The sequence below is a fragment of the Monoglobus pectinilyticus genome, assembly GCF_002874775.1.
GTDB classification, from domain to species: domain Bacteria; phylum Bacillota; class Clostridia; order Monoglobales; family Monoglobaceae; genus Monoglobus; species Monoglobus pectinilyticus.
In genome coordinates this window covers 2,014,046-2,028,282 of the sequence record NZ_CP020991.1, presented here as the reverse complement: position 1 = coordinate 2,028,282, position 14,237 = coordinate 2,014,046, and the positions used below count along the sequence as shown (strand labels likewise).

Sequence of the window (14,237 nt, the reverse complement as noted above, 5' to 3'; positions counted from 1 at the left end):
TGATGAAATCACAATTTACCAACTATGCACTGTTAGTTATACCATACATAGGTCTTGTGTATATCAATGTCGCCATATTTGATTTGTTTGAAACCTATTCTGCGCAATTAAAGTATGGCATTGCTCAAAAAACTATAGAGCATTACAACAAGAACTATACTCTACTCAAAGAAAATGAAAAAGAAATTCGACGTTTAAAACATGATATACGCAAACATTTGGATATTGTATATTCGCTGGTTAAAAATGGAGATACAGACACCGCTTTAACTCATCTTTCAGATATCAAAAACAAAAACTATTCTGATACCTTTGTAGTATATACCCAAAATCAAACCATAGATTCTATCATAAACATAGAAATTAAAAAGGCAAAATTAAAGAATATCAACTTTAAGATAGATATGGAACTTGGACACGATATAACTGTAAGTTCTTCAAACATCACTACAATACTTTTTAATATTCTTGATAACGCAATTGAAGCCGCTGATAAATCCGAAGCAAAAGAAGTTTCTCTTCACATACACAGCGACGCCGGAATGATAAAATTTATAGTTAAAAATTCAACTGTCAAAGGTCTGTTATTTGACCCTGACAACTGTAAAACCGACAAAGAAAATTCTTCTGAGCACGGTTATGGCATAAAAAGCGTTAAGAAAGCTGTCAAAGACATGAATGGTATTATAAAATATTCAAACGAAAATGACAATGTAATAGTTTTCATTTCTATACCTCAGAAACTCTCAGACAGTGAAGAAAATTAAAAAAGTATTATAATAACATGAAATTTGGTTCCAAAGAATAATTTGGCTCATCAGCTTAAAATTTGGTACCGAAGACTAAAATTGTCATATATCCGAAGACACTCGTCATGTAATGCGGAGAACATTATATAGAACGAGAATATGGCTATATTACAACATATTAAAAACATCTTACCACTAAAAAAAGACCCGCTGTATGAACCGATCTTCCAAAAGTTAGACCAAAAATCTAACTTTTGAGAGTTAGCTCAATACACAGCGAGGTCTTTTTTATATCTCACTTTCATATCTAATTATTTTATAACAATACCAAAACATAATCAAGCGCCAAAGAACAAAAAGTATGCAATCACAAGAGCGCCTAAAACTATACGATACCAGCCAAACACTTTAAAGTCATGTTTTTTAACATAATTCATAAGGAATTTTATTGACAGCATTGATACCACAAACGCAACCGCCATTCCTAAAATCAGAATTATAATTTCGCTTGAGGTAAATGCCATCCCGAATTTTGCAAGCTTTATTGCGCTTCCTCCGAACATGGCCGGTATAGCCAGGAAGAAAGTAAACTCAGCGGCGGTTGTTCTTGAGATGCCCAAAAGAAGGGCACCTATTATCGTTGCGCCTGAGCGTGAAGTCCCCGGAAATACTGCCGCAATAAGCTGGAATACTCCTATTATAAACGCGGCTTTATATGTAATTTCAGAAATATCATTCACTTTCGGAAGCTTATTCTTATGCGCATTTTCTATCCATATAAATAGAATACCGAATACGATAAGCATTATTGCAACAGTCCAGTAATTATAGAACCAAGCGTTAAAATAATCGTCAAACAGGATACCTATAATCCCGGCAGGAATAGACGCTACCAAAATTTTAAGCCACATTATTATCTTCTCTTTATCTACTCCAAAGCCGCCTTTAAAATGAAATGGGAAAATAGTTTTCCAAAACATTACCACGACCGCAAGAATCGCGCCGAGCTGTATAACAACCAAAAATATTTCTTTAAACTCAGGAGTTACATTTAAATGAATGAATTCATCAAACAGTATCATATGTCCGGTACTGCTTATCGGAAGCCATTCTGTGACCCCTTCAACAATGCCCAGCAATATCGTCTTAAGTATTTCTATAAAACCTAAACCCACGAGCAAAATCCTCCTTTAAATTTCAATTAAATATTGCGCCTTTTAAATGTATATGACGCTCAGAATTATATTATATACGCCAACCCAAATTATAGCAATAGTTTTTTAGAAACTTAACTAATTTTTTAGAAACTTTTCATATTTTTGATTTTAATGAATCTATCTTGGTAATTGAAATTCAATATATCTAATGATATAATAGCAGAAGTTAAAAAGGATTAAGGAGGATGAATATGGACAATACAAATAAATTCACCGGCAAGTCTTCTGTCTACGCCTCTTCACGACCTAAATACGCTGAACAATTTATTCAGTATCTAAAAAACTCGGCAGGATTGGGTCTAGAATCCATCGTTGCAGATATTGGTTCCGGAACCGGCATTTTATCATCCCAATTACTGGATATAGGCTGCACAGTTATAGCTGTAGAACCAAACGATGATATGAGAAATACGGCTGAAAAACTGCTTGGAGGAAATGAAAGATTTAACTCCGTTAAAGGAAGCGCGGAAAACACTGCTCTTGAAGACTATTCTGTAAACTATATAACAGTAGGTCAGGCGTTTCATTGGTTTGACCATAAAAAATTCAAAGCTGAATGCAAAAGAATCTTAAAACCCGGCGGAAAGGTAATACTGGTCTGGAATTCCAGAGTTTCATCCAATAAAATGATAAAAGAAAATGCGGAAATATGTCAAAAATATTGTCCCGGATTTACCGGATTCAGCGGCGGTATAAAAAATATGGATTCGGCTGTTTCAAACTTCTTTGATACTAAGTATAAAAAGAAAGTATTCCAAAATGATCTTAAATTTACTAAGGAAAAATTTATACAAAGATTAAAATCTGCCTCATATATGATTTCTGAGGATTCACCGAATTACGAAGCATATATATCAGCGCTTGAAAACTTGTTTGATAAATACCAAAAAAACGGATTTCTTACTATGCCAAATGAAACAAAATCATACGCAGGTGAAATATGAGATTTGAATAACAAAAAAAATTGGTTAAACTAATCAGCCTAATGTTTTTATAGCTTAACAATTTTATATTATTAGCAGGAGATATTAAAACAAAAAATCCACATCACTCTTTAGACAAATAACTTTTATCGCTGCTTAAATAGATAGCTTTCCACCTCTGCTTAACCTTTATTTTATATTACTGGTGTGCACATCTAGCTTTCGCCTATCATTTTTAATATTTTGATATAAAGCTCGGCTAAAGCCGAGCTTTTAGTATATTGATAAGCAGTTTCGAAAAATTGTGCAAAATGTGCAGCTCCCTCAAATTATCATCTGTTAGAAAAACTGCTGAGGAAAGGAAAATGTTTTGAAAACAACTCCTGGGACCACAATGCGTTCTTATCCGCCCACGGACGCGCGGATTAAAACATTGGCTTTTGCACATATCTCTAAACGCTTCAAACTTTACCGACAGTAAGAAAGCGCAGCTTTCGCTGCGCTTTCTAATAAATATAAAAGAATCAAAATCCGTTAATTTTTATTGAAGAAATATTTAATATCTTCTTACTTAAATTCTGTAAACTCAACTGTTATATCACTGATGACATAATTATTTGCACCTGCGCTTCCCGGATATACTGCGAGACACATATTCTCTCGGTCAACATCAGCTTCTTCAGGGAATCCGGTAAACGTATAGTCATTCCAGCTTGCCGCCTCTGTAACCTTAGCAGAGGCTGTCATAACACGGTTTTTAAAGTCTGTAACTACTTTTACCGACTGTGGCTTATATGAGTTCTTAGCTATACCTTCTCCGGCACATTTTAGCCATTGATGCTCGGTATCCTGTGAACCGCTTCTTGACGCCTGGGCAAAGTCGAGCATATTCATCTGATCCCAACGACCCATGTTAACTCTGTTTATGCGTATAGGATTAGCATTCTTATTTAAAGTTCCCGGTATTCCCGAAAGAACATCAATCATACATCCCATATCATCCTGCTTATAAGGCTTATCGGCAGAGAATGTCACAGTATATGAAACAGTAACCGAATCACTCGTTTTTACTCCCTCTGCTAACTTGGAAAGATTCCAGTATGCGCCGTCAGAAGTTCCGCTTGGGCTTGAAACTGTATATGAACCATTATTATTAACAACTGAAGCTCCGCTTCCTATGGCTGTTGGGTCAGTAGTAATATTTAAAACGGTATGGGTCAATTTTCCAACGCTTGAATCAACCATTTTAATATCTCCTTTTGCCCCCGATATTTCTACCGTGCCGTCTGCAGGGACTGTAACCTTATAATCAGAGCTTTCGGCATCTATAACCAGCTTATAATCACCAACAGGTATACCTTCAGCCTTATATGACGCCGAAGTTGTTCCCGCCTTTATTATTGCAGAAGCTGTCTTAATCACTGCCTTGCCCTTATAGAGCTTAACGCTGATAGGAATATCTGTTTCAGGCGCTCCGCTCGTACTTGTTACAGTACCGTTTACTTCAAACACATTTTCTTTATCTGTTGTCGGATTAATTGTTACAGGTATAACCGCTTTTGTTCCAATAGCATTCGCGTCAGCATTTCTAACATACAAAATTATTTCGGTTTCTATTGGTTTCTCACCGCTGGCCGGTCTCGTAACAATAATCTTTGTTCCGTCTTCACTTACTACAGCATATTCAGACTCAGATGCCCAGCTAAATTCATAACCGTTTGGAGCAGACGGGAGCACAACCTCTGTGCTCGTTCCTTCCGGAATTTCAACGTTAGTTGCTTCAGCAACGCTGTTTACAGATTTATAATCCTCAGCTGTCCCTGACGGATCCCAACCGTCAGTACCGCATGTATAACTATAAGGATTATATTCAAGCATTGTCCACTCGTCCAGTAATTTACTCTGTCTTAAATCTCCTGAAATTTGTATAGGATAACCCTTTATGTCAGTTGAGCCAAACTCTCCAAATCTTGCATTCTCCGGCGGATTATCACTCATTGTTGCCCACCCGGATTCACTTATCAACGACTTTGCATTGTATCCCGGTCGTGAGCTTGTGCCAATTTTAGTGTTAATATATATCGCTTCTCCATTTGGATTCCACGGTCTGCCAAATGCTCCTGCAGTTGCAGTTTCAGAGCCCGTTACCTTACAATTATAGAATACATAACCTTTTTGTGTTGACTGGCTTGGCGCCGTAATATATCCCGAATCTGTGTCTGTGGATTTAGAAGTTTCCTTTATTGGTCCGGCATTCCAATATAACTCACAATTATTGAATACTGCCGTCGCACTTCCGCAGATATAATCAACAGTTCCGCCTATTTTACAATTTTCAAAATAAATTCTGTCATTGTTTATTCCCATAGTATCCTGCTTAGACATAATGGTACAATTTTTAAATACTATTCTGTCAGCCTTAGTATTTATTGCGGCTGCTCTTTCTCTCAAACTCGGCTTTGTATCCTTAATTATAGGTGAACGCGACTGAATCCAGCCGTTTATTGTTTCGTCATCTACACCGTTATTCAGCTGTTCATTAAGCCATGCTCCTCTGTCAAATGAACCTTCGGCAGGAGCCATATATTCGTTCAACTCCTCCTGAGTGTAATACTCATTAAACGAGTTTTCGAGATACAAACCTTCACAAGCAAAATTGTCGCCGTTTTCTTTTACCACTAAGGCCGGACCCCAATCCTTAGGAGCGTTTTTGGTAACCCCTCCGTCAATTACATCAGGATTGTAATATCCGCTCTCATCACAGCTGTCATACAAAGTATTAGTTCCATAGTACCATGTAAGCTTAACTTCTCCCTGAGAATTAGGCTGTTTCTGTAATGTTATATAAGGAACATTTATAACTACCTGTTCACGATATGTTCCGGGAACAACATTTATATAAATTCTTGATTCCTCATTTGACGGCGGATTAGCAGAAACTGCAGCAACCGCTTCTCTAATTGTCTTATAAGTTCCGGCAGCAGGTTCAGATTCTTTTGAACCATCAACCGTAATGGTTCTTGCCGGGTCAGTTGTAGGTACAGGCTTATCAGTTGGAGCGTTTGTCGGCTCTATAGTCGGAACAGGCTTTTCACCTATTGTTCCAACACCGCTTAAAGGTGTAATTGAATTTGTTCCGTCCCAAACATATATCTTTACAAATTGACCATCCTGAGGCTTAGCGTAATCAAATTCATATCTATTTGAGCCGGTTATATCATATTCACTTGAATTTATTAATTCCTCTTGATTCTGAGAATCATATGTACCAATCAAAACCTTTGCTTTAGGCTCTGACTCTGTTCCATTATATGTAACATCAACACATAACTTATCATTCTCATAATAAGACGCATTTATATCATAAACATGCGGAACATTAGGCGCAAGTGTTGGTACAGGAGTATTACTCGGAACCGGGCTTCCTTTAATCGGCTGTTCTGTTGGCTCAGGAACAGATGTTGGATTCAGTTCATTTCCAAAATTCTTTATTGTATAATCCTGACCTTCGGCAGCTGTAAATGACAATAAAGTATTATCACTGCTGAGTTTAGCTTCTACCTTATTTCCATTTGCGTCAAATATCTCAGCATTTGCAGCATACTCGCTTCTAATTTTCATTTCCTTATTCTCTTTAGCGTGTATAACTGCCTCTCTTGGAACATTGTTATCCCACTTCAAATCTACGGTTGCGCCTTCGCGGGTATTAAATCCTTTGAAAGAACCTGTCTTCCATCTTTCAGGAATTGCCGGAAGCAGATTTATAGTTCCGTCATGACTTTGGATAAGCATTTCTATAACACCTGCGGTAATACCATAGTTTCCGTCTATTTGGAAATTCGGATGCTGGTCAAAGAGATTCGGTGATGTTCTTGTTGTAAATAACTGTTCAAGCATCTTAGACGATGTGTCGCCGTAAAGAGCTCTTGCATTAAGAGATATTCTCCATGCTACTCCCCAGCCCTGACCAGAACCGGCTCCACGTGCTGTTGTAGAATCCTGAAAAGCTTTAAAAATCTTTTGCTCATTTTCATTTTCACTATACGCGCTCAAATGCGTTCCAGGATACATTTCCCATAAATTTGAGCAATGTCTGTGACTACCATTATTGCTGGCAGTATGATCATAAACACCTGTTTTCTCATTTGTAAACGGATTTATAACCTGCCATGTTGCATTTCCGCTTGAAATATCAAAGCTCACGTCTCCGCGTACCCATTCTCTTATCAGACCTGCATCGTCAATAATATTTGGAGCAATTTTTCCTTTTTCATCAGCTAAATATGATGAAGGCATCTGCTCATTAATCTTTGCAAGAAGCTCTGCGTTTTCACTTGTCTTTCCAAGTATTTCTGACGCTTTCTGTACCATATCATAGAGGTTTCTGACAAGCTGTGTATCCATTGCCGGTCCCGGTTGAACTCCGCCCTGCTCAGGCGAGCATGAAGCCGCTGTTACTAAGTACCCTGTCTTGGGGTCTACAACCAAAAACTGTGTAAAGAACTTAGCAGCTCCAACCATATAAGGATATACTTCTGCTAAATACTCAGTATCTTTATTGAAATTATAATACTGCCAAGCATGGTCAAGCAGCCAAACACCACCTGTCGGCCAAAGACCTGCCGTTGCATTGTCAATAGGCTGTGTGCCTCTCCAAAGGTCATAATTATGATGCATTACCCACGGATCACCAGGCTTGTACTGGTCGTCTCCCCTGTCATTTGTAATGCCATACTGATATGCAGCCGTTATACTTCCGCTCTGAGCCAAGTCGTCAAACGTATCTATAAGCGGCTGTTCGCACACATCAAGTCCAAGAGGCTGGGCGGCCCAATAATTCATCTCTGTATTTATATTAATTGTATACTTTCCATTCCAGGAAGCTGAAAGCGCAGCATTCCATTTACCTGTCAGATTAAGCGGCTGGCTCTCAGGTATATCTATCTCGTCACTGCCGGTAGCTTCTCTTCCTGCTCTCGAGCCGCTGATAATCAAATACTTTCCATAGTTAAAATCAAGTGTTGCCAGCTGATTATCACCTTCCGAATAAGTTGAATAAACACCGTTTGCATTAGCTTTTTCCAGACTTGAGTCAGCTCCGGTCAAAAATCCCGACTTACCATCTATATCTTTACGAATACGCTTTTCTGTAGGTGTATTACTATATTCATCTGCGTATTCAGTATCGTTCTGAATAGTAAGATCGGTTTTGTCAAACTGTTCTTTAAAGTCAGCGATATGTCTTGCTTTTATCTCTGAATATGTTCTCTTCTTAACATTTGCTGAATATTTGTCACAATCTTTACCCGGCTTTGTATTGTCAAGATTTAAATAATCAACATAATTTGTAGCTCCGACAACATATATATCGGCGCTGTTTCCCCCCACTACTGAAACGGAAGTATTATCTTTTGCAACTGCAAACCTTGTGTCCTTATCTCCGTCTAAAAACATGTGAGCTTCAAATCTGATTGCGTTTACAGTTCCTGGTTCATTGTCGTCTTTGCTTCCATTATAAACAGAAGCAGTCAATTTAACTTCATTGTCACTGATTTTTTCATACTTATAGTAATCAGTTTTTTGATTATGATATGTATGTAACTCAGCTAAGAAATTTAATTCTTCAGTTGACTCAACATGAGTTGCAACAACCTGGTCAGGGTAACTTGCAAAAGATTCACGTTTATAATGCTCACCGTGATAATCATACTCAACAGTAACTACGCCTGTCTTCATGTCAAGACGCTTAACATAATTTTCAGCCTGTTCATGGTGCTGTCCAAAATCAAGATAAACCTCAACAAATGATTTATATGCTCTTTGTCTGTTTGGACTTCCTAAGAAAGTCTCCTCAACCATTCTTTCCATACTCCATCTGTCCTGAACAGCCTGTTGCTCTTTTGAATTATCTATATTCAGTGACTGATATGAAATACTTTTATTAGCAAAATCGGGGAACTTTGTTCTAAAAGTCTCATCACCAACAATAGCGACAGCTGAACCGATTTCCGCCGGAGTACCATCTGCATTCGCACCGCGGAAATACTTCCAGTCATCCTTAATACTTCCGCTGGTCGGATTCTCAACGCTTATTTTTTCTGCATTGGCAGTCTGAGAAATTTTCGTAAGTGTGTTTCCGTTTTCATCTTTTAGAGTTCCATACGGTGACCCATCCCAACAAGTATCTTCGTTGATTTGAATAACTTCTTTATCAATTCCTCCTGCAACCATACCCGCCATGCGACCGTTTCCTATCGGATACGAATTTGTCCAGCAGAATTCAGAATATGCCCAGCCCGTAAACTTATCGCCATTAGCTGCATAAGGATTCTGCATACTCACATTACTTTTAGAATCTGCATTTGGATTAACTTCGGCAGCATTACCGTAAATTCCGGTCTCCGCCAATACATTTTCAATCGGATTGTCAGTCCACATTACAGTTTCCGGGTCATATCCTTTTTGAGAAGGATATCCTTCAAGGTTGACATCAGCAGCTGCCGCGGCAGCCATCGAACTGCCTAACATCATAACAGACATAACTAAAGCTCCTAATCTCTTAAACATTTTCTTTCCTCCCAACAATATTTTTTATTTTATTATATACCAAACAAGTAAATATTTTTAGGTCCAGATTAAGAATATTTTTATAGGTCCAGTACAAATTAATAGAATTGAGTATATATTCAAATAATATTCATTCGTTTTTAATATATAGAATGAAGCAAAAAAATAAAAAATAATAAACATTTTTTATTTTTCAATAATTTATAAAAGTAAAATCTCTGTCTGAATAATGATATAATAAAATAAACATCTTTTTTATATGATTTATATAAGAAGAATGCAAACTAAACTAATTGTTTTAAGAAATAAAGTAAAGTATATATTTGAAAAACAAAGTATATATTCATAAAACTAATGAGTTTTACATGATATATATTCCACCTTATAAACCTGCTATCCTATATAATAAATAACTAATTACATATAAAGCTACACTAAGATAAATAATTCAAATATATGAATTATTTCATATAGATTATGATATTTTTATTAAGTACAATATATATGCGTATTTGTATAACTTTTGTGAGACATAAATTATGATATTTGCATATTGAACACTGCGTGTTCAGATAATAGCTCACCTAACGCGGCAACCTGCGTTTGCCCTGCCGAAGTTCACATAACATTACTTTTAAAATTAATGATTTTGGTATTAATATTAGTTTCTTGTTACCTGAATAAACAAAAGTATATTATATAGTAATAAAATTCTATATTACTTAAAACCAAAATAAAGCTAATCAATATATATAAATAATAGAGTAAAAAAAAGTGTGTTTGCGAACATCGGAAGGGCGCATTTATGCGCCGCGTTAGGTGAGCCATCATCTGAACACGCAGTGTTCAATATACAAATATCATAATTTATGTCTCACAAAAGTTATACAAATATTTCGCACATATCATACTTCATACAAATACATATTTTAAAACCGTTCATAAATATATGATTTAATTCCATCATAAATTAAACAAAAGTACAGCCACAATTGATATTGCAGTTTTGATATAACAAGCTAGTTTCATTATACACACTTTTTAAGTGCGGTCACTATCCATCACAGCTTAACAATTTATTGGTATCTCATAACACACATCATTCAGATGCAGAGACAGCAATTCAATATATTATTTGTTCGAGCATAAAAAAAGCACCTGAACTTTCGTTCAAGTGCTCTGATATGTTTTGGCAGCGTCTTATGTTCCCGGGCAGTCACCCGCCAAGTATTTTCAGCGCTGAGAAGCTTAACTTCTGTGTTCGGTATGGGTACAGGTGTGACCTTCTCGCTATTGCCACCAAATATGACTACACTTTTTTAAAAGTGTATGTTATACAAACTAATATATTATGTTTTTCAATTGAAAAGAGAAAGTAAGAAGCTTTCTTACTCACAACATAGTTCATAAAACTCTCGCCTTACTTCCTATGTCTTTTAGGTCAAGCCCTCGACCTATTAGTATCGGTCAGCTTAATGTGTTACCACACTTACACCTCCGACCTATCAACCACATAGTCTACGTGGGGTCTTACTTCTTTTAAAGAATGGGAAATCTTATCTTAGGGGGGACTTCACGCTTAGATGCCTTCAGCGTTTATTCCTTCCGTACTTAGCTACCCAGCCGTGCCTTTGGCAAGACAACTGGTACACCAGTGGTACGTCCATCCCGGTCCTCTCGTACTAAGGACAGCTCCCTTCAAATTTCCTGCGCCCGCGACAGATAGGGACCGAACTGTCTCGCGACGTTCTGAACCCAGCTCGCGTACCGCTTTAATGGGCGAACAGCCCAACCCTTGGAACCGACTCCAGCTCCAGGATGCGATGAGCCGACATCGAGGTGCCAAACCTCCCCGTCGATATGGACTCTTGGGGGAGATCAGCCTGTTATCCCCAGGGTAGCTTTTATCCGTTGAGCGACGGCAATTCCACTCTCTTACCGCCGGATCACTAACTCCAACTTTCGTTACTGCTCGACCTGTTCGTCTCGCAGTTAGGCTTGCTTTTGCGTTTGCACTCTTCGTACGATTTCTGACCGTACTGAGCTAACCTTTGAACGCCTCCGTTACTCTTTAGGAGGCGACCGCCCCAGTCAAACTGTCCACCAGACATTGTCCCCCGACCGGTTTCACGGCCGCAGGTTAGAATTCCAGTATCACAAGAGTGGTATCCCAACATTGACTCCACACAAACTGGCGTCTGTGCTTCTCTGTCTCCCACCTATCCTGTACATGCAATACCAAAATCCAATATCAAGTTACAGTAAAGCTCCATGGGGTCTTTCCGTCTAGTCGCGGGTAACCGGCATCTTCACCGGTACTACAATTTCACCGGGTGTGTTGTTGAGACAGTGCCCAAATCGTTACGCCATTCGTGCGGGTCAGAACTTACCTGACAAGGAATTTCGCTACCTTAGGACCGTTATAGTTACGGCCGCCGTTTACCGGGGCTTCAATTCAGACCTTCGCTTGCGCTAAGTCCTCCTCTTAACCTTCCGGCACCGGGCAGGCGTCAGCCCCTATACTTCATCTTTCGATTTAGCAGAGACCTGTGTTTTTGCTAAACAGTCGCTTGGGCCTATTCTCTGCGGCCTGCGCTAGCAGGCACCCCTTTTCCCGAAGTTACGGGGTCAATTTGCCGAGTTCCTTAACAACACTTCTCCCGCTGGTCTTAGGATTCTCTCCTCACCCACCTGTGTCGGTTTACGGTACGGGCACCTCATCAATACACACAGCTTTTCTCGTCAGTGTACAATCATCCACTTCGCTACTTAATTTTCGCTCCCTTTCGCCGCACTCGACCATCGGTGCGGTTGGATTATGTTCCTGCGTCCCTGTGCTTAACAATTTCGGTGGCTACGGAATTTCTACCGTATGTGCATCGACTACGCCTTTCGGCCTCGCCTTAGCTCCCGGCTTACCTTGAGCGGACGAACCTTCCTCAAGAAACCTTAGGTTTTCGACCATTATGATTCTCACATAATTCTCGCTACTCATTCCGGCATTCTCTCTTCTATCTCGTCCACATGTCCTTCCGGTCATGCTTCTCCCTATAATAGAATGCTCCCCTACCAATGTAACCTAAGTTACATTCCCAAGCTTCGGTATAGGTTTTAGCCCCGTTAAATTTTCGGCGCCTATTCACTCGACTAGTGAGCTATTACGCACTCTTTAAATGTATGGCTGCTTCTAAGCCAACGTCCTAGTTGTCTCTGCAACTAGACATCCTTTTCCACTTAAACCTATTTTGGGACCTTAGCTGTGGGTCTGGGCTGTTTCCCTTTCGACCACGAAACTTATCTCCCGTAGTCTGACTCCCGGACATCATTTTTGCGGCATTCTGAGTTTGATAGGGTTCAGTAAGCTATACGCCCCCTAGCCCATTCAGTGCTTTACCTCCGCTAAACTAATCCGAGGCTAGCCCTAAAGCTATTTCGGGGAGAACCAGCTATATCCGAGTTCGATTGGAATTTCTCCGCTACCCACAGCTCATCCCCGCATTTTTCAACATACGTGGGTTCGGTCCTCCACCAGATTTTACTCTAGCTTCAACCTGTCCATGGGTAGGTCACTCGGTTTCGGGTCGTATACATGCAACTCTTTCGCCCTATTCAGACTCGGTCTCCCTGCGGCTTCGAACCTTAAGCTCTTAACCTTGCTACATACATACACTCGCCGGACCGTTCTACAAAAAGTACGCCGTCACACTTTAACGTGCTCCGACTGCTTGTAAGCACACGGTTTCAGGTTCTCTTTCACTCCCCTCCCGGGGTTCTTTTCACCTTTCCCTCACGGTACTGCTTCTCTATCGGTCATTAGGTAGTATTTAGGCTTGGATAGTGGTCTACCCTGCTTCCCACCGGGTTTCTCGTGTCCGGCAGTACTCTGGATCCTGCTCGCTCTTCGTCAATTTCGTTTACGGGGCTCTTACCCTCTTTGGCTTGACTTCCCAGTCAATTCTACTATCAACTCCGAATGCGTTTCGCAGTCCTCAACCCCGACAGTATTACTACCATCGGTTTGGCCTCTTTCCCTTTCGCTCGCCGCTACTCAGAAAATCTCTTTTGATTTCTCTTCCTCCGCCTACTTAGATGTTTCAGTTCAGCGGGTCTCCCCACATATACCTATTTATTCAGTATATGCTGACAAAGTATTGCTTTGCCGGGTTTCCCCATTCGGAAATCTGCGGATCTATAGTCATTTGCACCTTCCCGCAGCTTATCGCAGCTTGTCACGTCCTTCTTCGGCTCCTAATGCCAAGGCATTCTCCATGTGCTCTTCTTCGCTTGACCTTCGTCGTCGCAAACTTCGCTGTTCCGTTTACGGCTTCGCCGTAAATCTTCACCGCTTCGTTGCTCCTCCTCTTCCCACAAAACAAGTTTTGCGGGAGTACTGAGTTTCAACTCTTGTTTGCTCCGCTTTGTAGTGAAATATTACTATTTCACGGTCGCTATTTAGTTCTCCTTAGCGATTAATCTTTCGATTAATTTTAATCATGTGAGTAAGTTTTGTTAATACTTTCTTAGAATAGTTTTTTTACAGCTCCTATCTCTAGTCGCTGCATTCCCAGTTACCCTTGTATGAATCTCTTCATACGCGCGTTCTTTCTGAAAAAACCTGATCTTGTATCTATTTTCATAAATACTCATCATTTTTCCGTAATATATGACCTGTATCATATACTACGTCAAAGTATCTTTCATAATTATTTCTAATCATTACTCCTTACTCTTCTCTTTATTCAATTTTCAAACATCTTCTCAACCTATCTTCTCAGATGGTT

Annotated in this window: 4 protein-coding genes and 2 rRNA genes; 2 read left to right on the top strand and 4 right to left on the bottom strand. The window is 39.4% G+C overall.

Going from position 1 to position 14,237, the window contains the following annotated elements; translation table 11 throughout:
* The first annotated feature begins 2 nt into the window (after positions 1-2).
* Positions 3-767 (top strand): sensor histidine kinase, encoded by a 765-nt coding sequence (locus tag B9O19_RS11705; protein ID WP_158648959.1) that lies wholly within the window; start codon positions 3-5, stop codon positions 765-767.
* A gap of 320 nt (positions 768-1,087) precedes the next feature.
* On the opposite strand, the gene B9O19_RS08460 is transcribed toward B9O19_RS11705, so the two are convergent.
* Positions 1,088-1,924 carry an undecaprenyl-diphosphate phosphatase gene (locus B9O19_RS08460; protein ID WP_102366008.1) on the bottom strand — a complete coding sequence of 279 codons (837 nt, stop codon included), beginning with the start codon at positions 1,922-1,924 and terminating at the stop codon, positions 1,088-1,090.
* Between the two features lie 233 nt (positions 1,925-2,157).
* On the opposite strand from B9O19_RS08460, the gene B9O19_RS08455 reads away from it, so the two are divergent.
* The gene (locus B9O19_RS08455) at positions 2,158-2,910 is read left to right on the top strand and encodes a class I SAM-dependent methyltransferase (RefSeq protein ID WP_102366007.1); all 753 of its coding nucleotides are present in this window, start codon (positions 2,158-2,160) and stop codon (positions 2,908-2,910) included.
* Between the two features lie 546 nt (positions 2,911-3,456).
* On the opposite strand, the gene B9O19_RS08450 is transcribed toward B9O19_RS08455, so the two are convergent.
* From B9O19_RS08450 to B9O19_RS08440, 3 genes are all read right to left on the bottom strand, one after another.
* A complete protein-coding gene (locus tag B9O19_RS08450; RefSeq protein WP_102366006.1) occupies positions 3,457-9,456 on the bottom strand; it encodes a pectinesterase family protein in 6,000 nt (1,999 codons plus the stop codon).
* 1,187 nt (positions 9,457-10,643) lie between these two features.
* A 5S ribosomal RNA gene (gene rrf, locus B9O19_RS08445) occupies positions 10,644-10,760 on the bottom strand.
* A 133-nt stretch (positions 10,761-10,893) separates the two neighbouring features.
* A 23S ribosomal RNA gene (locus tag B9O19_RS08440) occupies positions 10,894-13,746 on the bottom strand.
* Between the last annotated feature and the right edge of the window lie 491 nt (positions 13,747-14,237).

Excerpts from the sequence above, each read along its gene's own strand:
- B9O19_RS11705 (WP_158648959.1), top strand. The coding sequence starts at position 3 with ATGAAATCACAATTTACCAACTATGCACTGTTAGTTATACCATACATA.
- B9O19_RS08455 (WP_102366007.1), top strand. The coding sequence starts at position 2,158 with ATGGACAATACAAATAAATTCACCGGCAAGTCTTCTGTCTACGCCTCT.
- B9O19_RS08450 (WP_102366006.1), bottom strand. The coding sequence starts at position 9,456 with ATGTTTAAGAGATTAGGAGCTTTAGTTATGTCTGTTATGATGTTAGGC.